This window comes from Nonomuraea sp. 3-1Str, from assembly GCF_031570565.1.
Classification (GTDB): Bacteria; Actinomycetota; Actinomycetes; order Streptosporangiales; family Streptosporangiaceae; genus Nonomuraea.
Map to the genome: position 1 here is coordinate 324,289 of NZ_JALHBK010000002.1, position 19,345 is coordinate 343,633.

The window sequence follows — 19,345 nt, forward strand, 5'->3', positions numbered from 1 at the left end:
CAACCCGACATCCGGGCCCCCTGGCGACGCGCGGCGACCGAGATGGCCGGCCGGGCTGCACCACTCCTCAGACGAACGGTCACGGGGGCTCGTGACTCCCTAAGGACAGCCTTGATCAACCATGTGTGGATGACACGACTGGACGACACGCTGTACTCAGGACTCGACGAGGGGCCCCTCGACGGCCTCGACCACGGAGGCGGGGGCGGCGGAGTCCAGGAGGACCTTGAGGTCTCCGGCCTCGGGAGCGCCGAGCCTGGAGAAGATGTCGAAGGCCTGCCGTAGGCAGTCGGTGCTGCGCGTGGTGCTGCCCAGGCCCTTGAGCGCCTTGCCCAGCACGGCCAGCGAAAGCGCCTCGCCGTACGGGTGGCCGATCTCCCGCGACACGACCAGCGCCTGCTCGGCGTGGCGCACGGCCTCCGGGTAGCGCTTGGCGGCGATGAAGGTCTCGGCCAGCCGCGAGCACACCCGCTGCTCCCACACGCGCTGCTTGCTCGCCCGGAAGAACGCCAGGCACTCGGCGTGGTGGTGGACGGCCTCGGTGAGGCGGCCGACGCGGGACAGCACGATGCCGAGGTGGTAGCGGGCACGGGCGGTGCCGGCCCCGCTGCCGATCTCCGTGAAGATCGCCAGGCCCTTCTCGGCGGCGGCGATCGCGTCCTCCGGCCGGTTGAGGCCGAGATGGTCGCGCGCGGAGTAGCTGAGCACCAGCGCCTCGCCGGCGGGCACGCCGCTCTCCCGGTACCAGCGCATGGCCGAGTCGAACCACGACAGGGCCTCGGTGTGGCGCCGCTGCCGCCCGACGACGACGGCGAGCGCGTTCTTGACCTCGCCCGTGACGATCTTCTCGCCGCGCTCCACGGACAGCTCGTGGACCGTCCTGAACTGCTCCTCGGCCTCCGTCAGCCGGTTGCCGGCGAACAGCACCCGGCCGAGCACGTAGCGGGAGCGCAGCTCGCTGCCGGCGTCGCCGATGCGCAGCGCCGCGGCCAGGACCGCCCGGGTGCCGTGGTCGAACTCGCGGGTGTGGGTGCCCGACTCCATCAGCGGCTCCATGGCCACCAGCAGGTCGGCCGCGGGCAGCAGCTCCTCGGCGGTACGCGAGTCGGACGCCGCCTGGTTGATCGCGGCGAACAGCGAGTCACCCTCGGCGATCAGCCAGGCCACGGCCTCGTCGGCCGCCCCGAACGCCCGGCCCGTGCCGACCACGACGAGGTTGTCGGCGATCATGCTGCCCTCGTAGGCCAGCCGGTGCGCCGACTGGGCCGAGGCCAGGTAGAAGCCGAGCAGCCGGCGCAGCGCCAGCGTCTTGGCCTGCTGCCGCTCGGTCCTGTCGAGGATGCGCCGGGCGAACAGCTTCAGCAGGTCGTGGAAGCGGTAGCGGCCCGGCGCGGGCGCCTCCAGCAGGCTGGCGTCGACCAGCGACTCCAGCAGGTCCTCGGCCTCGAACGGGCTCAGCGACAGCACCGCGGCGGCGGCGCCGGCGGAGATGTCGGGGCCGTTGGGCAGCGACAGCAGCCGGAACGCGCGCTGCTGGGCGGGGTCGAGCTGGCCGTAGCCGAGGGCGAACGTGGCCTCCACGGCGAGGTTGCCGACGCGGAGCTCGTCGAGGCGGCGCTGCTCGTCGGCGAGCCGGGGCACGAGCGAGGCGACCGTCCAGGACGGCCGGGCGGCCAGCCGCGCCGCGACGATCCGCACGGCCAGGGGCAGGAACCCGCACGCGGCCACCACGTCCATGGCCGCCCCGTGCTCGGCGGCGACCCGCTCCGGCCCGGCCACGGACGCGAACAGCGACAGCGCCTCGTCCGGCTCCATCACGTCGAGGTCGAACAGCCGCGCCCCCGGCAGGTCGGCCAGCTTGACCCGGCTGGTGACGATGGCGGCGCAGCCGGGGGAGCCCGGCAACAGCGGGATGACCTGCTCGGCGTCTCGGGCGTTGTCGAGCAGGACGAGGATGCGGCGGTCGGCCAGCAGCGACCGGAACAGCGCCGACCGCTCGGCCGGCACCTCGGGGATCACGTCGGGCGGGATGCCGAGCGCCCGCAGGAACGCGCCCAGAGCCGACTCGGGCGCGGTCGCCTCGCCGGTGTAGCCGCGCAGGTCGGCGTAGAGCTGTCCGTCGGGGAAGAGGTCGTCGGCGGCGTGGGCCACGTGGACGGCCAGCGTGGTCTTGCCGACGCCGCCGATGCCGCAGATCACGGCCACCGGCACGCCTTCGGCCGTGTGCGACGAGAGCGCGCCCGTGTGCGATCCGAGCATCGTGCGCAGCCGCCTGGAGATCTCCTTGCGGCCGGTGAAGTCGCTCACCGTGGCCGGGAGCTGCGCCGGGCGGGGCAGCTCGTGGACCGGCTCCTCCTCGCGCGGCTCCGGCTCCTCCGCGGGCTCCGGGGCGACCGTGACGGCCGGCTGAGCGGCGGCGGCGAGCGACGGGTCGGCGGCCAGGATGCGCTGGTGCAGCGCGGACAGGTCGGGGCCGGGCTCGATGCCCAGCTCGTCGATCAGGGCATGGCGGGGCTCGGGGGAGACGGCCCGCGCGGCGCCCCGCCGCCCGCCCCGGTACAGCGCCAGCATGAGCTGGGCCCGCAGCCGCTCGCGCAGCGGGTGGTCGGCGGTCAGCGCGATCAGCTCGGACACCACGTCGGCGTGGCGGCCCAGCTCCAGGTCCACGTCCATGAGCGTCTCGATGGCGCTCAGCCGGCACTCGACGAGGCGGTCGCGCTGGTGCTCGGCGTAGGGGCCGACGGCGCCGGCCAGCGGCTCGCCCTCGAACAGGGCGAGGGCGGCGCGCAGCGCCCCGGCCGCGGCGGAGGGCCGCCCGGTCTTGCGGGCCGCCTCCGCCTCCTGCAGGCCGCGCTCGAAGCGGACGAGATCGAGCGCGCCGTCGGACAGGCGCAGCGCGTAGCCGCGTCCCACCGAGGTGAGGATCTCGGGGCGCGACCGGGCGGGCCGGTCGGGTTCGAGGACCGTGCGCAGCCGGGAGACGTACGTGCGCAGGGCGCCGAGGGCTCTGGGCGGCGAGTCGTCCCCCCAGACGGCGTCGATCATCTCGGCAGGGGTGACCGCGCGACCCTCGCGGAGGAGCAGCATGCCGAGAATGGACCGCTGCAGGGGCGTGCCCAGGTCGAGTTCCTCGCCATCACGCCACGCGCGCACGGGACCGAGCACGGCGAACCGTAGGCCGCCTTCGACGCTCTGACCAGCCATGCCGTATGTCTCCAGGGCAATGGAACGATTTGTTACCAAATCATAGAGCGAACCTTGCCTGACACATAGGCATGCCCCTCTGCCGGGAAAACTTCCGGCGCATCGCGATCTTCGCCGAAAGGGGCTCTAGCGGGATTCTCTTCGTATTTTCGGGTTAAGGCGTTGATTCGGTGTTGATCGGGCGTTGAGTACCGGAGCGGATGCTGAGCAGCAAGCGAGGCATGGCCCCGGAACGAAGCGGGGGCGGTCATGCCTCCCGGAACGGAATACGGGCCCCGCCCTGATCACCCGGGCGGGGCCTTGGCGGACATGGTTTCTACGCGGCCTCCACCAGCCCGAGTCTTCGCGCCAGCCGTTCACGGACGGCCGGCCACTCGGAGTGGAGGATCGAATAGAACGCCGTATCTCGGACCGTGTCGTCGGCGCCCCGGCTTTCCGCTCGCCGCACCCCGTCGAAGTGTGCGCCGAGAGCCTCGATGGCGGCCCTGGATCGGACGTTGCGTACGTCAGCCTTGAGCGTGATGCGGTGGACGTTCCAGGTCTCGAAGGCGTGTGAGAGCAGCAGGAACTTGCTCTCCCGGTTGACACCCGTGCCCTGGGCTGAGGCGCCCAGCCAGGTGTAGCCGATGTCCGCCACGGACGGGACCTCGCCCACCACGCTCTGTGCGCCCGGAGGCCAGGGCATGGGGCCCTGCCAGTACTCCAGGTTCATGAGACGGGTGGCACCGATCAGGCGATCGGTGTGCAGCCACCGGATGGCGAAGGGCAGCGTGCGGCCCTCCGCCTGCTCAGCCAGCGCGGCCTCCACGTAGGAGACCATCTCGTCCCGGCCGTTCGGGACGCGAGTGAAGGCATAGGTGGAGCGGTCTTCACTCGCCGCGGCGACGAGGTCGTCGATCGCCGCGGGGCTGAGAGGTTCCAGGCGCACGAGGCGCCCGGACAGGGTGACAAGAGCGGGCATGAGCACATGATGAGGGCTGACCGGGCCCGTTGTGACCAGGCCGCGAGCACCTTCTTCGGCGGGTTTCGGGCAACATGGTGTTTGCCCAGGTCAGCGGGGGGATTCCGGGTTTCGGACGGGCCCGCTGGGCGAAGATTTCGCCTAACCGTGACATGCGGTCGGCACAAGCGCCGGCCGTCGTTCACGCGCCGCCTCCGGGCGGCCCTTCGCGAGCCCCGACAGGCCGTCCGAGAGCTGGTCCAGGGCGGCCGAGATCCACGGCAGCGTGACGGGGTTCGCGGCGTCCAGGGCGGCCAGCCGCTGCTCGGCCGTCTCGCCGTACAGGAGGCTGACCGCGACGCGCACGCGGGCGGCGGAGGGGTCGTCGCCGAACGCGTGACCGGGCAGGACGCCGATGCCGTGCTCGTCCAGCAGCAGGCGGGTGACGGCGGCCGAGCCGCCGAGGCGGAGGTGACCGAGGTCCGGGTAGAGGTAGAAGCCGCCCTGCGGCTCCGGCGTCCGGGCGCCGACCGCGGCGAAGCGGGCGTGGACCGCCCGCGCGACCGCGCCGTGCAGGCGGCGGCTCAGCGCGACGCGTTCGGCCAGCTCGGGCGGCTCGGTGAACGCCCAGGCCGCCGCCTGCTGCACCGGCGCGGCCGGTGAGGACCAGATCTCGCTGGCCACCGCGAGCAGCCTCTCGCGCAGGTCGTGCGCGTTCTCGGGCAGCCGCGTCACGCCGATCCGCCAGCCGCCCAGCGCGAGGCTCTTGCTCAGCCCGGTGGTCACGACCGTGCGCTCGGGCGCGAGGTCGGCGGGTGAGGTGTAGGGCGGGGCGGGGTCGTGCATCAGATCGCGGTAGATCTCGTCGGAGATGATCACGAGGTCCAGCTCGCGGGCCACGTCCACCAGACGGCCGATGGTCTCGACGGTGGCGAGGCGGCCGGTCGGGTTGTCCGGCAGCGTCACGAGGAGGGAGCTCACGGTACGGCCCCGCGCGCGGGCGTGGCGGACCGCCTCTGCGACCCGGCCGGGGTCCGGCACGCCGCCCTCGCCGGCGGGCGGGGGCACCAGGATGGACCGGGAGCCGACGAGGTCCGCCTGCGCGGCGTAGCTGACCCAGCTCGGCGCGGGCAGGACGATGTCGCCGCCGATCGCGAGGAGCAGCGCGTACAGGAGGGGCTTGCTGCCCGGTCCGCAGACGACCAGGTCGGGGTCGGTGGGGAGTTCGCGCCGGGCCCAGTAGCCCGCCGCGGCGGCGCGCAGCTCGGGGGCGCCCGCGACGGGGCCGTAGCCGTTGCGGCCGGACGCGGCGACCAGCCGGTCGCGCAGCGCCGGGTGGACGGGCAGACCTGCCTCCCCGAAAGCCAGGTGCAGCACGCGCTCCCCGGCGCGCCGTCTTCGCTCGATGTCCTCGTTGGCCGCCAGTGTGGCGGAGAGGGTGATGCTCATGTTTGTCACGTTCCCAGCCTGCTTAAAGTATTGCATCAGGACAAGCGAGGCTTTTTGTGGGTAGGCGAAAGAAGGTCCGATGCTCGATTTGCGGCGATTGACGTTGATCTGCGAGTTCGCTCGACGGGGCAGCATCGCCGCCACCGCCGCGTCGCTCGGCTACAGCCCGTCGGCGGTCTCGCAGCAACTCGTCGCCCTGGAGCGCGAGACCGGCACGGCCCTGCTCGACCGGACCGCGCGCAGCGCCGAGCTGACCGACGCGGGCCGCCGGCTCGTGGCGCACGCCGAGCGCATCCTGTCCATGGTGGAGGAGGCGGAGTCGGACCTGTCCGCGCACGCGGGCACGCCCTCGGGGCGGGTCGTGGTGACGGCCTTCCCGACGGGTGCCGTGGCGTTCGCGCCCGCGCTCGCCCGCTCGCTGCGCCGCCACACCGAGCTGACCCTCCGGCTCCGGCAGAGCCGCTCCGGCCGGGGCATGCGCGAGGTGCAGTCGGGCGAGGTGGACATCGCGCTGGTCGACGACTGGTACGGCCGCGCGCGCGACAGCGAGCACCTGCGCGTCTTCCCGCTGCTGCGCGACCCGCTCGTGCTGGTGGTGCCGCGCAAGCACCGGCTGGCCGACCCGGACGTGCCGATCGACCTGCGCGAGCTGCGCGACGAGCCGTGGATGGCCACCCCGGACGGCGAGCCGTCGCGGCTGGCCGTGGACCGGCTCCTCTCCGACGTGGGCGGCACGCGGCCGACGCCGTGGGAGTTCGAGGGGCTGGGCGCGATCCTGTCGCTGGTGGCCAAGGGGCTGGGCATCGCCGCCGTGCCGGCGCTCGCGCTCGCGGCGGGGGTACGGGGGGTGGCCGTGCGCCAGTTCCCGGGCGACCCGGTGGGGCGGGAGATCCACGCGGTCGCCCGCGGGTCGAGCGTCCACCGGCCGTCGGTGTCGGTGACGCTGCGGGCCGTGCACGTGGCGGCCCGCTACATCGCCGCCGACCTGGACCCGATACGGCTCGCCGACCGGTAGCGTGTGCGGCTATGCCGCCGACGTACGACATCGAGCGCCTCCTGCTCTCCCAGCCCAGCGTCAGCACGGTGGCCGGAGTGGACGAGGTGGGCCGGGGCGCCTGGGCCGGGCCCGTGACCGTCTGCGCGGTCGTCACCGACCTGTCCGAGCCGCCCGCCGGGCTGACCGACTCCAAGCAGCTCACGGCCGCCCGGCGCGAGGCGCTGGCCGCCGAGCTGCCGTCGTGGGCCGCGGGCATCGGCTACGGCGAGGCCACGCACGAGGAGATCGACGCGCTGGGCATGACCGAGGCGCTGCGCCGGGCCGCCCGCCGCGCCCTCGACGCCCTCCCGGTACGGCCGGGGGCGGTCATCCTCGACGGCTCCCACGACTACATCGGCCCGCCCTGGCCGGTGCGCCTGGAGGTCAGGGGCGACGCGGCCAGCGTCTCGGTGGCCGCCGCGTCCGTGCTGGCCAAGGTGCGGCGCGACGCGCACATGGCGACGCTCGGCTACGACGACTACGGCTTCGCCGACAACGCCGGCTACCCCTCGCCCGTGCACCAGGAGGCGCTGGCCCGGCTCGGACCCACCGAGCACCACCGCGTGTCCTGGTCCTACCTCGACGACCTGCCGCAGTGGCGCCACCTCAAGCGCCACCGCGATCCGGCGGCGAGCGAGGGCCAGGTCAGCCTGTTCGGATAGGGGAGGTCCGGTGCGCGTCGGCGTCTTCCTGGTGGCGGCCGGTTTCCCCGGGCGGGACCCGGGGCGGGTGCTGGCCGACACGGTCGAGCTGGTGGTGGCGGCCGAGGAGGCCGGGTTCGACGACGCCTGGATCGCCGAGCACCACTTCATGACGTACGGGGTGTGCCCGTCGGCGACGACGCTGGCCGCCGTGGCCGTCGGGCGCACCTCGCGGATCGGCATCGGCACCGCGGTGAGCGTGCTGTCCACCTGGCATCCCGTGGCGCTGGCCGAGCAGGCGGCCATGCTGCACCACCTGTCGGGCGGCCGGTTCACGCTGGGGGTCGGGCGGGGCGGGCCGTGGGTGGACCTGGAGGTGTTCGGGACCGGGCCGGAGCGGTTCGAGCGCGGTTTCGGGGAGTCGCTGGACCTGCTCGTACGGGCGCTGTCGGGCGGCCGGGTGTCGGCCGAGGGGGAGTTCTTCCGGTTCCGGGAGGTGGCCATGGTGCCCGCGGCGACGCTGCGGCCGGTGGTGGCCTGCACGTCGGAGGCGACGCTGGCGCTGGCCGCCGAACGGGGGCTGCCGATGCTGCTCGGGATGCACGTGGACGACCGGGAGAAGGCCGCCGCCGTGGCCGCGTACGACGCCCTGCGTGAGCACCGGCCGGGGGAGGCCGGGCATGTGGCGGCGGCCGTGGGGCATGTGGCGGACTCGACGCGGCAGGCCGTCCGGGAGCTCAGGGAGGCGATGCCGCGCTGGCTGGAGCCCGGCCTGGCCGGCTACCTGCCGGTGGACGAGCGGCCCAGGCCCCGCCGGGACGTGGCCGCGTACGCCGGCTTCCTGACCCGGGTGCATCCGGTCGGGTCGGCGGACCGGTGCGTGGAGGCGATCCTCGGCACGGCCGAGGCCACGGGGGTGCGGCGGCTGATCCTCATGGTCGAGGGGATCGGCGACCACCGGCGGGCCGTGGAGAACGTCCGCCGCCTGGGCGCCGAGGTGCTGCCCCGCGTCCGGGCGGCGACCCTGTGATCCCGCTAGGCCACGCGCCCGCCGTCGATCCCGCCGGGCCCCGCGCCCGCCGTCGTCGTGCGGGCGGGCGCGCGGCCGGTGCGCCGGTCAGCAGTCGACCAGCTCGGGCTTCTGGTTGAGGATCTGCGCGCGAGGCGTGACGAACGCGCTCAGCGCCTCGGTCGCCGCCGGGTCGAAGACCGCGACCCGGTGGCAGTTCTGGAACGCGAGCCGTACCCCGAAGTGGCGCTCCAGCGCGCCGCGCATGGCGTCGCTCGCCAGGCACCGCAGGAGCTGGCCGCGCGCCTCCTCCGACGGAGGGGGCACCTCGTTGTCGGCGAACTCGGCTCCGTCGCGCTCCCGCTGCTGGACCAGCTCGCTGATCACCGACCACGCGTAGGGCAGGGAGTCGCGGACGCACGCGACGAACGCCGCGTCCTCGATCTCGCCGGTCCTGGCCTGGTCGAGCAGGTCGTTCGGAACGGTCAGCGACATGCTGTCTCCTCTCGAAGGGGATCGAACCGACGCTATGAGCCGTCGGCGTGGGACTCCAGATGGCTGGAGGGGGACACTCGTGTGCTCACCGGCGGCCGTAGGTGAACCCCGGGTCGATCTGCAGGGACAGGTCGAGGCCGGTGCGCGCGTCGGCCCAGGCACGGGCGTTGCGCAGGTGGAACTCCTCGGCCTGGCGGCCGAACGTCGTCCAGTCCTTCTCCTGCGCGTCCACGTGCTTGAGCAGCGTGGCGAGCGTGTCGGAGTTGGCCGGCTCCAGGTCGTCGAGGGCCAGCGGCCGGCCCTGCTCCATGGCGCGGACGGCGGCCGAGTGCTCCATCCAGGCCACGAGGTCCTCGCCCACCTCCGCGCGCAGGAAGTCGACGTCGGCCGGCCCGTGGACCTTGTTGCCGACGACGGCCACGCGGACGCCGAACCCGGCGGCGTGCTCGGCGTACTGCCGGTGGACGCCCACGCCCTGCCGCGTCGGCTCGGCCACGAGGAACGTCAGGTCGAACCGGGTGAACAGTCCCGAGGCGAAGGAGTCGGCCCCGGCCGTCATGTCCACCACGACGTACTCGCCGGGCCCGTCGACCAGGTGGTTGAGCAGCAGCTCCACCGCGCCCACCTTGGAGTGGTAGCAGGCGACGCCCAGGTCCTCCTCGCCGAACGAGCCGGTGGCCAGCAGCCTGACGCCGTCGGGCGTCGTCACCGCGTACGGCGAGGCGGCGAGGTCGTCGAAGCCGAGCAGCCGGGACCCGCGTCCCGGCGGCGTCGTCTTGACCATGGCCTCGGCCGACGGGATGCGGGGGTTGTCGCCGCGCAGGTGCTCCTTGATCTCGGGGAGGCGGGCGCCGAGCGGCTCGGGCCGCTCCTCCGCGCCGAGGACCAGGGCCAGGTGCTGGTTGATGTCGGCGTCGATGGCGACCACCGGGCCGCCCTGGCTCGCCACGTGCCGCGCGAACAGCGCCGACATCGTGGTCTTGCCGCTGCCGCCCTTGCCGACGAAGGCCACCCTCACGATAGCTCCAGATGATGATGAAAACCGTTGTCGTTTTCGATGGCGCCCATCATGCCACACTGACCCCATGCGCGACGACGAATTGGCGCGAGCCGTGCGGCTGCGGGAAGAGGGCAGCCGTGAGGAGGCCCGCGAGCTGCTTCTCGGCCTGGCGGAGCGGCACCCGGAGGACGCCGAGGTGGCCTACCAGACGGCGTGGGTCCACGACGTGCTCGGCCTGGAGAAGGAGGCGGCGCCCTTCTACGAGCGCGCGCTGGCGGGCGAGGGGCTCAAGCCCGAGGACCGGCTGGGCGCGTTCACCGGCTACGGCAGCACGCTCAGGGTGCTCGGGCGGTACGACGAGGCGCTGGCGGCGTTCCGGCGCGGGCTGGCCGAGTTCCCGGAGGACCCGGGGCTGCGGACGTTCATGTCCATGGCGCTGTACAACGCCGGCCGGGCGCGCGAGGCGGTGTCCACGCTGCTCAAGGTGCTGGCCGGCACCGAGGCGGCCGGCCAGTACCAGCGGGCGGTCACCTACTACGCCGACCACCTGGACGAGACGGTCTGACCGCCCGTCCGGGCCGGGCTCGTCCTAGTGGCAGGCGGTGTCCAGCGCGATCGGCCGGTCGTAGCCCTGGACGGTCGCGCCGGCCCTGGGCTGTCCCGGGGCGCGCACGGCGGGCCGGTCGGCCAGCGCCTTGGCGACCTTGGTCCGGATGAGGCTCCAGTCGGGGGCGGCGGTGTTGATCAGCGGGGGCACGAAGCTCAGGCTCCTGATCCGCGCGTGCTTCACCCGGTCCGACAGCTCGATGAACGGCGGCAGCAGGTTCTGCGGGACGTCGGTGGAGATGGCGCGCTTGGTCGCCGCGGCCAGCTTCTCGAAGCTGTTGAGCACGGTCACCGGGTCGGCCTGCTTGGCGACGGCGTAGAGCAGGCACTTCTGGCGTCCCATGCGCACGTAGTCGTCGCTGTCGGTACGGGAGCGGCCGAACCACAGCGCCTCCTGGCCGGAGAGCTTGCGGGTGCCGGCGGACAGGAGCCCCTCGCGGTACTTGCCGTACACGATGGGCTGCTTGATGGTGACCTTCACCCCGCCCATGGCGTCGATGATCTGGGCGAAGCCCTTCATGTCGACCATCGCGTAGTAGGTCACCGGGATGCCGAGGATGTCGCTGACGGTCCGCTTGAGCAGGTCGGGTCCGCGCTGGCCGCGGCGCACGCCGGGCACCGTCTCCGGGTAGTCCTCGGCGTACTGGAAGACCTCGTTGAGCAGGCCGGGCGTGTCGGGGCCGTCGCCGGTGAAGCCCTGCGGGAAGCGCCGGCGGGCCGGGCCGCGCGGCATCTGGACGTGCTCCAGGTTGCGCGGCAGGCCGAACAGGGTGGTGTTGCCGGTCGCGGTGTCGACACTGGCCACGGTCATGCTGTCGGTCCGCACGCCGGGACGGCCGGGCGCGGAGTCGGCGCCGATGAGCAGGACGTTGATCCGCGCGGCCCCGTTCCACGGGTCGTCGGCGACGATCGGGGTCATGTCGGCCGTGAAGATCGAGTCAACCACGTCGTGTGACACGTAGGCGAGCCGGGCCGCGTACGCGGTGGGCACCAGGACGAGCGCGCACAGCCCGGCGGTGATGGCCGCGGTGAGGCCGCGCCCCACGGCGTTGGACCGGCGGGGCCGGACGAGCACGAACGACCGGACGATCACGGCCGACCAGGCGAGGGCGAGCGCGGCCAGCGCGACCGAGAAGACCGTGAGCCAGAGGGGCTGCACGGCCAGGGCCAGCACCTTGGTGCCGAAGGCGGTCACCGCGGTGATGATCACGGCCAGCACCAGCACGTGCGTCACCATGAGCGCGAAGCCGGTCTTACGGCGATCCGTGGCGACATGTGCCACGCCCCACAGGAGTGCCGATCCCAGGGTCAGCGCGATCGCCGCACCGGGACCGAAGTCACGGTCTCTGCTCGTCATCCCTGGTCAACCCCCTGTTTTGCGCAGCTGTCCTCCACGTTAGTGATGGTTTGATGTCGAATAAGGGCGGCTTAGGGGAAGTGTCGTACCAATTCCCGGTCAACTGATACTTGCGATATAACGTGAGTATGAGACGTGGACGCTACGGGTTCGACGCCCCGATGGCCCTGCTCGGTCTCGTGGCCGGGGCCGTCATCCTGCTCGTCCTGGCGGTGACGTCCTTCGGCCAGGACGTCCCGGCGGCCGGGATCGCCTTCCTCCTCGGCGGTCTCTACACGCTGGCCAGCGCGGCCAGCTACCTCTACACGACCCGGCGCGGCAAGTTCGCCGTGTGGGCGGCCGAGCTGGAGCGGCTCAAGGGCGACGAGCGGCTGCTCGACCTCGGCTGCGGGCGGGGCGCGGTGCTGCTGCTCGCCGCGCGGCGGCTGCCCGAGGGCCGGGCCACCGGCGTGGACCTGTGGCGCTCGCGCGACCAGTTGGGCAACGACGAGAGCGTCACCCGGGCCAACGCCGAGGCCGAGGGCGTCTCGGTCGACCTCGTCACCGGCGACATGCGCGAGCTGACGTTCGACGACGAGTCGTTCGACGTGGTGGTGTCGAGCCTGGCCATCCACAACATCCCGGACGCCGCGGGCCGGGAGAAGGCCGTCCGGGAGGCGCACCGCGTGCTGCGGCCCGGCGGGCTCATGCTGGTCGCGGACTTCCAGCACACGCCCGCCTACGAGGACACGCTGCGCGAGCTCGGCGTCGTGGACGTCCGCCGGCGCGACCTGGGCTGGCGATTCTGGTACGGCGGGCCGTGGTTCAGGACCTGGATGCTGGAGGCCCGAAAGCCCCGCACCGTCGGGTGAGGCGACGTTTGCGATCCGCCGCCCGGGTACCAGGTTCTCTTCATGAGGGACGTGGATACCGGCACAATCACCACCAAGGTGCCTGCACGGCTGGACCGGCTGCCGTGGTCACGCTGGCACTGGATGATCGTCATCGGACTCGGCACCGTCTGGATCCTCGACGGCCTCGAAGTCACCATCGTCGGAAACCTGTCGGCCCAGCTCGCCAAGCCCGGCAGCGGCATCGACATCACCCAGGGCCAGGTGGCCGGGACCGCCGCCGCCCTGTACGTGGCCGGAGCCTGTCTGGGTGCCCTGTTCTTCGGCTGGCTGACCGACAAGTACGGGCGTAAGAAGCTGTTCATCATCACGCTCGTCGTGTACCTGGTGGCGACGGCGATGACGGCCTTCTCCTTCAACGCCTGGTGGTTCTTCCTCTTCAGGTTCATGACCGGATTCGGCATCGGCGGCGAGTACGCGGCCATCAACTCGGCCATCGACGAGCTCATCCCGAGCCGCCACCGGGGCCGCATCGACATCATCATCAACGGCAGCTACTGGCTCGGCGCGGCGGGCGGCGCCCTGCTGACCGTGCCGCTGCTCAACGACCTGCCGGTCAACATCGGCTGGCGGGTCGCCTTCGGCCTCGGCGTGGTGCTCGGCCTGGCCATCCTGCTCGTACGCCGGCACGTGCCGGAGAGCCCGCGCTGGCTGTTCATCCACGGCCGGGGCAAGGAGGCCGAGCAGCTCGTCGGCGAGATCGAGGAGCAGGTGGGCGGCGACCTGCCGGAGCCGAAGAGCTCGGTCACCATCCACCAGCGCAAGTCGATCGGCTTCGGCCGGATCGCGCACACCATGGTGGCGCTCTACCCCAAGCGCACGATCCTCGGGCTGTCGCTGTTCATCGGGCAGGCGTTCCTCTACAACGCCATCACTTTCGGGTACGCGCAGATCCTGTCCACGTTCTACAAGATCGACACGCACACCGGGTACTACTTCGCCGTGATCGCGGTCGGCAACTTCCTCGGCCCGCTGCTGCTCGGGAAGCTGTTCGACACGGTCGGCCGGGTGCCGATGATTTCGGCGACGTACATCGGCTCGGGCCTGCTGCTGCTCGGCACCGCGTGGCTGTTCAGCCAGGGCATGCTCACCGCCGTCACGCTGACCGCCTGCTGGTGCGCGGTGCTGTTCGTCGCCTCGGCGGGCGCCAGCTCGGCCTACCTGACGGTCAGCGAGATCTTCCCCATGGAGACCAGGGCGATGGCGATCGCGTTCTTCTTCGCGATCGGCACCGCGGCGGGCGGCATCGCCGGTCCGCTGGTCTTCGCCGGGCTGGTCTCCACCGGCGTGCCGGGCGACACGGCGCTGGCGTTCAGCATCGGCGCCGTCATCATGATCGCCGCGGGGATCGTGGAGCTGTTCCTCGGGGTCAAGGCCGAGCAGAAGGGCCTGGAGGAGATCGCCGCGCCGCTCACGGCAGCTTCGGTGGACACGGCCGCATGACCCTCAGCACCTGCGTGCTGTCGGACAGGTAGAGGTGCGGCACGTCGACGAACACCCGCATCGGACCGCAGTCCAGGCCGAGGCTCCGCGCGACCCCGGTCTGGACGTCCGACAGCGGCACGTAGTTCAGGTAGCTGGTGAACGCGTTCTGCGACCGGAACGCCGCCGTCATCACCAGCCCGCCGTCGCGGATCCGGAAGGCCAGCCCGCTCAGGCACGGCACCGAGTCGTACGGCTCACCCGGCCCGGTCAGCGAGATCCAGGCGCTCTTGCTGTACGGCTTGGTGCGCAGCAGGTCCACGGCCCACCCGAGCTGTCCCCGGATCCGGGCCCCGTAGCTGTACTTGAACGGGGACACGACCGTGTCCTGGGTGAACTTGCGGCAGTAGAGCGCGAGCCGGTCGGCGTCGCCGTACCTCTCCAGCAGCGGGTCGTCCCGCCGCACCTGCGCCATCTCGAAGAGCACGGGCGGCCCCTCCATGACGGGGCCGCGGTCGTCGTCGCCGAGCGCGCCCTCCGTCCACACGTGGCGCATCATCCAGATCCACGCCTCCCCACATGACGCCCACATCGCAGGGCCGGGCATTCAGGTCTCCACGTTCGGGAACTCGTACGGATTGCGGGGCAGGCGGCGCCGCCTCGTGACGTTGCAGCGCACGTAGTAGACCGAGTAGTGGACCAGCGCCACCAGCGCGATGCTGGTGCTCAGCAGCACCGCATCGGGCGCCTGGCCGCTGAGGCCGGTGACGCCGACCACCAGGTAGGCGCTGTCGGCGACGGCCAGCATCATGACGTTGATCCCCGGCCAGGCGAGCGGCGCGAACGTCTCCGGGTAGCGCGGGTCCACCGGCAGGTTCGGCGACCAGGCCAACTCGTCCTTGAGCCGGGTCGCGTACAGGAGGCGGAAGTTGTTGATCGCCCGCGCGGTGCGGGCGTGCGCGTCGACCGCCTCGATCAGCCGCAGGAACGGCAGCCCGGTCAGCAGCCCGAACGCCGTCACCAGGGCGAACAGGTACCACGGCACGGTGTGCCAGGAGGTGAGGGCGCGCGGGTCCACCACCTTGGCGCTGATGAGCGCGATGGTCGCCAGGAAGGGGCCGGACAGCAGGCTCATCCCGAGTCTGGTCATCTTCAGCCGCTCGTCCTTGGCGGCGAGGTGGACGGCGTAGATGCCGGTGAAGTCGACTGCGGCGAGTTGGAGGAACTGGGTCGCAGACAGCTCCTCCTCCGGCGTCATGCGAGGGGGCGTCTTCCGCATGAGGTGCTCCTGTAGAGGGCCAGCTGCCTCCAGTATGAGCACAATTTCGGGGATCTGTCGGGTTATTCCTTCCAATCATTCCAACAAATCGCAGCCGACGCTCGTCGACCCGACGATCTCGCCCACCTGCCGGAGGTACGCGGTCGGCAGGCCGTACAGCAGGGCCGCGGCCTCGCCGTGGCGCAGCACCGGGAGCGCGGCGACCGCGTCGGCGGCCAGCCCGCGGCAGTACTCCAGCGTGAGCTCCACCATCCCCGCCGTCCGCAGTTCCCGGATCACCTCCTCCACCTGCTCGCCGGTCAGCTTCCCGCCCAGCGACCCGGTCGCCCCGGCGTCCCGGGTCAGCAGCAGCGGCAGCGTGTAGACGCCGTGGCGCAGGTCCTGGCCCGCCGGCTTGCCCAGCAGGCCGCTCGGCGCGGTCAGGTCGAGCAGGTCGTCGAGGATCTGGAAGATCAGCCCGAACCGCTCCCCGTACGCCGCCATCCCGGCCCGCTCCTCGGCGGTGGCCCGCGCGCAGATCGCCGCCACCAGACATCCGGCGCGGAACAGCGCGGCCGTCTTGCCGCGGATCGAGGCCAGCGCCGCCTCGACGGTGCGGTCGGGGTCGTACAGGGAGGTCGTCTCCAGGTACTGCCCCTCGGCCAGCTCCACCACGGTCGCGGCCAGCACCTCGGCCACCGGCCGGGACACCGCGGTGATCGCCGCCAGCCCCGCCCTGGCCAGCATGAAGTCGCCGATGACCAGCGCCTTGCCGTCGCCCAGCTCGGCGTTGAGCGTGCGCGCGCCGCGCCGCTCGGTCGCGCCGTCCATGAGGTCGTCATGGACCAGCGATCCGGCGTGTATCAGCTCCACGCAGGCGGCGGCCGTGACGACCCGGCGGTTGGGCGTCCGGCCCAGGGCCAGCGCGGTGGCCAGGGTCAGCGCCGGCCGCAGCCGCTTGCCGCCGGCGCTGATGATCCGGCCGGCGCCCGCGTTGATGCCCGGCAGCGCGGAGGAGCCGCCGAGCCGGCCGATCCGGTCCTCGACGTCGCGCAGGCCCCGGGCGATGGCGGGGGAGCCGATGAGCTGATCCATGCGCCCAGCCTGCCTGGTGCTCGCTGAGCCGTCCCTGAGAGACGCTGAGAGGAGCCTCAGGCCGCTCGGCGACACGGGGGTGGAGTCTGACACCGTGTCAGGCTGTACGCCTGTTCTCGTGACGACGGCTACGGAGGAGGAACGCATGGGCATCGCCGAGCGGGTCGACGGGTTGCTGGCGGCCGGGAAGGCGCCGGGCCTGCACGGGCTCGTCGTGGTCCGGGACGGGCGGGTGGTCCTGGAGCGGTACGGCGACGGGGAGGACTTCCGGCTGGGCGAGCCGCTGGGGCACGTGAGGTTCGGGCCGGACGTGCTGCACGACGTCCGGTCCGTGACCAAGAGCGTGGTCGCCCTCCTGTACGGCATGGCCCTGGGCGACGGCCTGGTGCCCGGTCCCGGCGAGCCGCTGCTGCCGGCCTTCCCCGCGTACGCGGACCTGGCGGAGGGCAGGGAGGGCCTCACGGTGGAACACGCGCTGACCATGACCCTCGGCCTGGACTGGAACGAGAACGTGCCGTACACCAGCACCGCCAACAGCGAGCTGGCCATGGAGGCGGCGCCCGACCGCTACCGGTACGTCCTGGAGCGTCCCGTCGTGGAGGAGCCCGGGAAGCGGTGGCACTACTGCGGCGGGGCGTCCGCGCTGCTCGGCGGACTCATCGCCGACGGGGCGGGCGTGCCGCTGGAGGAGTTCGCGCGGGAGCGGCTGTTCGGGCCGCTCGGGATGCCGTTCGAGTGGACCGCCAACCGCGGGGTCGTGCTCGCCGCCGCCGGGCTGCGGCTGCGCCCGCGCGACCTGGCCGGGCTGGGGTCGCTGGTGCTCGACGGCGGGCGCGGGCTGGTGCCGGAGTGGTGGATCGGCGAGATGCTGCGGCCCCGGGTCGAGATCTCGGAGGGGTTCGCCTACGGGTACCAGTGGTACGTGAGCCCGGGGCGGTGGGTGGGCGCGACCGGCAACGGCGGCCAGCGGATCGTGGTGGTCCCCGAGCGGCGGCTGGTGGTGGCCCTCACTGCCGGCGAGTACGACGCCGCCGAGCAGTCGAGCGCCGCGGTGGCGCTGGAGGAGGTGCTCAGGGAGGACTGACACCGGCTCACGGACCGACACCCGCCTCACAGACTGACACCGCCTCACAGAGGGAGGCGGCCGATCGCGGCGCGGAACGCGGCCACGGCCGCCCCGATCGCCGGGTGGCCGCCGTACCCTCTGCGGAAGGCCGCCAGCGTGCGGCGGCTCAGCGGCAGCTCGGTGAGCGTCACGCCCGGCGGCGGGGCGAGCGCGGCCAGGCGCGGCACCAGCGCGACGCCCTGCCCGGCCGCCGCGAACGCGAGGACCGTGTCGAAGTCATCCACCTGGTGACGCACCCGCGGCTCGAACCCCGCCGCCTGGCAGGCCCGGATCGTCATGGCGTGGCAGAGCGTGCCGGGCTTGCCGGTGATCCACGGCTCGTCGCGGGCCTCGGCGAGCGCCGTCCGGCCGGTCAGGTACATGGACTCGGCGAACAGCGGCTCCGTGGCCAGCGCGGGGTCCGCCTCCGGCGGCACGAAGTCGTACTCGTGGACCAGGGCGACGTCCAGCTCGCCCGCCCGCAGCGCGCCGGAGACGTCGGCGGGGTCGATCTCCGACACCATCGGCTCCAGCGCCGGGCAGGCGCGGGCCAGCTCGGCGAGCGCGGCGGGCATCAGCGCGCGGGCCGCCGTCGGGAACGCGCCGATCCGCACGGGCCCCGACGGCTCGCCCCGGACGGCCGCCAGCGCCGCCGACGCGCGCTCCAGCTCCTCCAGTACGGCCTGTGCGTGCTCCACCAGCAGGCGACCCGCCGGGGTCAGCGTGACGGCGCGGCCGGTCCGCCGCAGCAGCGGCACGCCCGCCTCCCGCTCCAGCGCGCTGAGCTGCTGCGACACCGCCGACGGGGTGAACATGACGGCTTCGGCGACGGCGGCGATCGTGCCGCGCCTGGCCAGCTCCCGAAGCAGGCGCAGCTTCCGAGGGTCGAGCATCAGTCCAGCTTAGGCTCAACCGCACGAATCCGAACTGGACCTGACGTACGCGCCCGGGCCAGGCTCGAAGCATGCTGAAGGGAATCCACGTACCGCTCGTCACGCCGTTCGCCTCCACCGGGGAGGTGGCCGCCGGGGCGCTGGACAAGCTCGCCCGCCGCGTGCTCGACGAGGGCGCGTCCGGCCTGGTGGCGCTCGGCACCACCGGTGAGGTCGCGGCGCTGACGCCGGCCGAGCGCGCACAGGTGGTCGAGGTGTGCGCCGAGGTCTGCCGGGAGCGCGGGGCGCCGCTGACCGTGGGCGTCAACGGCAACGACACCCGCTCGGTGCTCGCAGCGCTGGAGGAGCTGCCGCCGGACGTCACGGCCGCGCTGGTGACCGTTCCGTACTTCCTGCGCCCCTCCGAGCGGGGCGTCGTCGCGCACTTCGAGGCGCTGGCCGACGGGACGCCCGTGCCGCTGGTGATCTACCACATCCCCTACCGCACCGGTCAGGCCGTGGGCGCCGCCACGCTGCGCCGTCTGGGCGGGCACCCGATGATCGCGGGGGTGAAGTACGCGACCGGCGGCGTGGACCAGGACGTCCTGGACCTGCTGGGCGACCTGCCCGACGGCTTCGACGTGCTGGGTGGCGACGACGCGGTCATCTCACCGCTGCTCGCCGCGGGCGCCTCCGGCGGCATCATGGCCTCGGCGAACCTCGCCCCCGCGGACTTCGCCGACCTCGCCGCGGCCTGGAGCGCGGGCGACGTGGCGCGGGCACGGGACCTCGGCCGTCGCCTGACCCGGCTGTCGGCCGCCCTGTTCGCCGAGCCGAACCCGGTCGTCACCAAGGGCGTCCTGCACGCCCAGGGCCTCATCCCGACACCCGACGTCCGACTGCCCCTGCTGCCCGCGAGCGAGCCCTCGATCACGACGGCCCTGACCCTGCTGGGCTGAGAGCTGG

General features: G+C 72.8%; 18 protein-coding genes. 8 read left to right on the top strand and 10 right to left on the bottom strand.

The window, feature by feature from the left end; all coding sequences use genetic code 11:
• Window positions 1–156: 156 nt before the first annotated feature.
• The 3 genes from MTP10_RS05290 to MTP10_RS05300 all read right to left on the bottom strand — a co-directional run bounded on the left by MTP10_RS05290 (window position 157) and on the right by MTP10_RS05300 (window position 5,593).
• Window positions 157–3,204, bottom strand: a complete 3,048-nt coding sequence (locus MTP10_RS05290) for a BTAD domain-containing putative transcriptional regulator (RefSeq protein WP_310707849.1) — start codon at window positions 3,202–3,204, stop codon at window positions 157–159.
• A gap of 316 nt (window positions 3,205–3,520) precedes the next feature.
• Complete coding sequence (locus MTP10_RS05295) at window positions 3,521–4,165, bottom strand: GNAT family protein (protein WP_310707850.1); 645 nt, start codon at window positions 4,163–4,165, stop codon at window positions 3,521–3,523.
• Between the two features lie 141 nt (window positions 4,166–4,306).
• Window positions 4,307–5,593 carry a pyridoxal phosphate-dependent aminotransferase gene (locus MTP10_RS05300; RefSeq protein WP_310707851.1) on the bottom strand — a complete coding sequence of 429 codons (1,287 nt, stop codon included), beginning with the start codon at window positions 5,591–5,593 and terminating at the stop codon, window positions 4,307–4,309.
• A 79-nt stretch (window positions 5,594–5,672) separates the two neighbouring features.
• Between MTP10_RS05300 and MTP10_RS05305 the strand changes: the two genes are divergently transcribed.
• Genes MTP10_RS05305 through MTP10_RS05315 form a run of 3 tightly spaced genes read left to right on the top strand, consistent with a single transcriptional unit; the run spans window position 5,673 to window position 8,300 of the window.
• The gene (locus MTP10_RS05305; protein ID WP_310707852.1) at window positions 5,673–6,608 is read left to right on the top strand and encodes a LysR family transcriptional regulator; all 936 of its coding nucleotides are present in this window, start codon (window positions 5,673–5,675) and stop codon (window positions 6,606–6,608) included.
• Window positions 6,609–6,619: 11 nt separating this feature from the next.
• Entirely contained in the window at window positions 6,620–7,291 is a 672-nt protein-coding gene (locus MTP10_RS05310) for a ribonuclease HII (protein WP_310707853.1), read from the top strand.
• A 10-nt stretch (window positions 7,292–7,301) separates the two neighbouring features.
• A complete protein-coding gene (locus tag MTP10_RS05315; protein WP_310707854.1) occupies window positions 7,302–8,300 on the top strand; it encodes an LLM class flavin-dependent oxidoreductase in 999 nt (332 codons plus the stop codon).
• Window positions 8,301–8,387: 87 nt separating this feature from the next.
• Here MTP10_RS05315 and MTP10_RS05320 read toward each other — a convergent pair whose 3' ends face one another.
• Both MTP10_RS05320 and MTP10_RS05325 read right to left on the bottom strand, forming a co-directional pair.
• Window positions 8,388–8,774, bottom strand: a complete 387-nt coding sequence (locus MTP10_RS05320) for an SCO5389 family protein (RefSeq protein ID WP_310707855.1) — start codon at window positions 8,772–8,774, stop codon at window positions 8,388–8,390.
• 85 nt (window positions 8,775–8,859) lie between these two features.
• A complete protein-coding gene (locus tag MTP10_RS05325) occupies window positions 8,860–9,792 on the bottom strand; it encodes an ATP-binding protein (RefSeq protein WP_310707856.1) in 933 nt (310 codons plus the stop codon).
• Between the two features lie 67 nt (window positions 9,793–9,859).
• Between MTP10_RS05325 and MTP10_RS05330 the strand changes: the two genes are divergently transcribed.
• Entirely contained in the window at window positions 9,860–10,339 is a 480-nt protein-coding gene (locus MTP10_RS05330) for a tetratricopeptide repeat protein (protein WP_310707857.1), read from the top strand.
• 24 nt (window positions 10,340–10,363) lie between these two features.
• Here MTP10_RS05330 and MTP10_RS05335 read toward each other — a convergent pair whose 3' ends face one another.
• Window positions 10,364–11,737 carry an LCP family protein gene (locus tag MTP10_RS05335; protein WP_310707858.1) on the bottom strand — a complete coding sequence of 458 codons (1,374 nt, stop codon included), beginning with the start codon at window positions 11,735–11,737 and terminating at the stop codon, window positions 10,364–10,366.
• Between the two features lie 128 nt (window positions 11,738–11,865).
• On the opposite strand from MTP10_RS05335, the gene MTP10_RS05340 reads away from it, so the two are divergent.
• Together MTP10_RS05340 and MTP10_RS05345 are read left to right on the top strand one after the other, a co-directional pair.
• Window positions 11,866–12,588 (top strand): class I SAM-dependent methyltransferase, encoded by a 723-nt coding sequence (locus MTP10_RS05340; protein WP_310707859.1) that lies wholly within the window; start codon window positions 11,866–11,868, stop codon window positions 12,586–12,588.
• Between the two features lie 42 nt (window positions 12,589–12,630).
• Complete coding sequence (locus MTP10_RS05345) at window positions 12,631–14,070, top strand: MFS transporter (RefSeq protein ID WP_310707860.1); 1,440 nt, start codon at window positions 12,631–12,633, stop codon at window positions 14,068–14,070.
• Here the strand turns inward: MTP10_RS05345 and MTP10_RS05350 are convergent.
• The 3 genes from MTP10_RS05350 to MTP10_RS05360 all read right to left on the bottom strand — a co-directional run bounded on the left by MTP10_RS05350 (window position 14,039) and on the right by MTP10_RS05360 (window position 16,402).
• A complete protein-coding gene (locus MTP10_RS05350; RefSeq protein ID WP_310707861.1) occupies window positions 14,039–14,608 on the bottom strand; it encodes a hypothetical protein in 570 nt (189 codons plus the stop codon). The two genes, MTP10_RS05345 and MTP10_RS05350, sit on opposite strands and share 32 nt — an antisense overlap.
• 48 nt (window positions 14,609–14,656) lie before the next feature.
• Window positions 14,657–15,328: a hypothetical protein gene (locus tag MTP10_RS05355; RefSeq protein WP_310707862.1), complete on the bottom strand. Its 672-nt coding sequence runs from the start codon at window positions 15,326–15,328 to the stop codon at window positions 14,657–14,659.
• Between the two features lie 75 nt (window positions 15,329–15,403).
• A complete protein-coding gene (locus tag MTP10_RS05360) occupies window positions 15,404–16,402 on the bottom strand; it encodes a polyprenyl synthetase family protein (protein ID WP_310707863.1) in 999 nt (332 codons plus the stop codon).
• A gap of 118 nt (window positions 16,403–16,520) precedes the next feature.
• On the opposite strand from MTP10_RS05360, the gene MTP10_RS05365 reads away from it, so the two are divergent.
• Window positions 16,521–17,486 (top strand): serine hydrolase, encoded by a 966-nt coding sequence (locus MTP10_RS05365; protein WP_310707864.1) that lies wholly within the window; start codon window positions 16,521–16,523, stop codon window positions 17,484–17,486.
• A gap of 44 nt (window positions 17,487–17,530) precedes the next feature.
• On the opposite strand, the gene MTP10_RS05370 is transcribed toward MTP10_RS05365, so the two are convergent.
• The gene (locus MTP10_RS05370; RefSeq protein WP_310707865.1) at window positions 17,531–18,400 is read right to left on the bottom strand and encodes a LysR substrate-binding domain-containing protein; all 870 of its coding nucleotides are present in this window, start codon (window positions 18,398–18,400) and stop codon (window positions 17,531–17,533) included.
• A 71-nt stretch (window positions 18,401–18,471) separates the two neighbouring features.
• On the opposite strand from MTP10_RS05370, the gene dapA reads away from it, so the two are divergent.
• A complete protein-coding gene (gene dapA / locus MTP10_RS05375; protein ID WP_310707866.1) occupies window positions 18,472–19,338 on the top strand; it encodes a 4-hydroxy-tetrahydrodipicolinate synthase in 867 nt (288 codons plus the stop codon).
• The last annotated feature ends 7 nt before the right edge of the window (window positions 19,339–19,345 follow it).

What these genes read in the sequence shown, in the direction of transcription:
- MTP10_RS05290 (WP_310707849.1), bottom strand. Translation starts at nt 3,204, where the DNA reads ATGGCTGGTCAGAGCGTCGAAGGCGGCCTACGGTTCGCCGTGCTCGGT.
- MTP10_RS05295 (WP_310707850.1), bottom strand. Translation starts at nt 4,165, where the DNA reads ATGCCCGCTCTTGTCACCCTGTCCGGGCGCCTCGTGCGCCTGGAACCT.
- MTP10_RS05300 (WP_310707851.1), bottom strand. Translation starts at nt 5,593, where the DNA reads ATGAGCATCACCCTCTCCGCCACACTGGCGGCCAACGAGGACATCGAG.
- MTP10_RS05305 (WP_310707852.1), top strand. Translation starts at nt 5,673, where the DNA reads ATGCTCGATTTGCGGCGATTGACGTTGATCTGCGAGTTCGCTCGACGG.
- MTP10_RS05310 (WP_310707853.1), top strand. Translation starts at nt 6,620, where the DNA reads ATGCCGCCGACGTACGACATCGAGCGCCTCCTGCTCTCCCAGCCCAGC.
- MTP10_RS05320 (WP_310707855.1), bottom strand. Translation starts at nt 8,774, where the DNA reads ATGTCGCTGACCGTTCCGAACGACCTGCTCGACCAGGCCAGGACCGGC.
- MTP10_RS05330 (WP_310707857.1), top strand. Translation starts at nt 9,860, where the DNA reads ATGCGCGACGACGAATTGGCGCGAGCCGTGCGGCTGCGGGAAGAGGGC.
- MTP10_RS05335 (WP_310707858.1), bottom strand. Translation starts at nt 11,737, where the DNA reads ATGACGAGCAGAGACCGTGACTTCGGTCCCGGTGCGGCGATCGCGCTG.
- MTP10_RS05340 (WP_310707859.1), top strand. Translation starts at nt 11,866, where the DNA reads ATGAGACGTGGACGCTACGGGTTCGACGCCCCGATGGCCCTGCTCGGT.
- MTP10_RS05345 (WP_310707860.1), top strand. Translation starts at nt 12,631, where the DNA reads ATGAGGGACGTGGATACCGGCACAATCACCACCAAGGTGCCTGCACGG.
- MTP10_RS05350 (WP_310707861.1), bottom strand. Translation starts at nt 14,608, where the DNA reads ATGATGCGCCACGTGTGGACGGAGGGCGCGCTCGGCGACGACGACCGC.
- MTP10_RS05355 (WP_310707862.1), bottom strand. Translation starts at nt 15,328, where the DNA reads ATGCGGAAGACGCCCCCTCGCATGACGCCGGAGGAGGAGCTGTCTGCG.
- MTP10_RS05360 (WP_310707863.1), bottom strand. Translation starts at nt 16,402, where the DNA reads ATGGATCAGCTCATCGGCTCCCCCGCCATCGCCCGGGGCCTGCGCGAC.
- MTP10_RS05370 (WP_310707865.1), bottom strand. Translation starts at nt 18,400, where the DNA reads ATGCTCGACCCTCGGAAGCTGCGCCTGCTTCGGGAGCTGGCCAGGCGC.
- dapA (WP_310707866.1), top strand. Translation starts at nt 18,472, where the DNA reads ATGCTGAAGGGAATCCACGTACCGCTCGTCACGCCGTTCGCCTCCACC.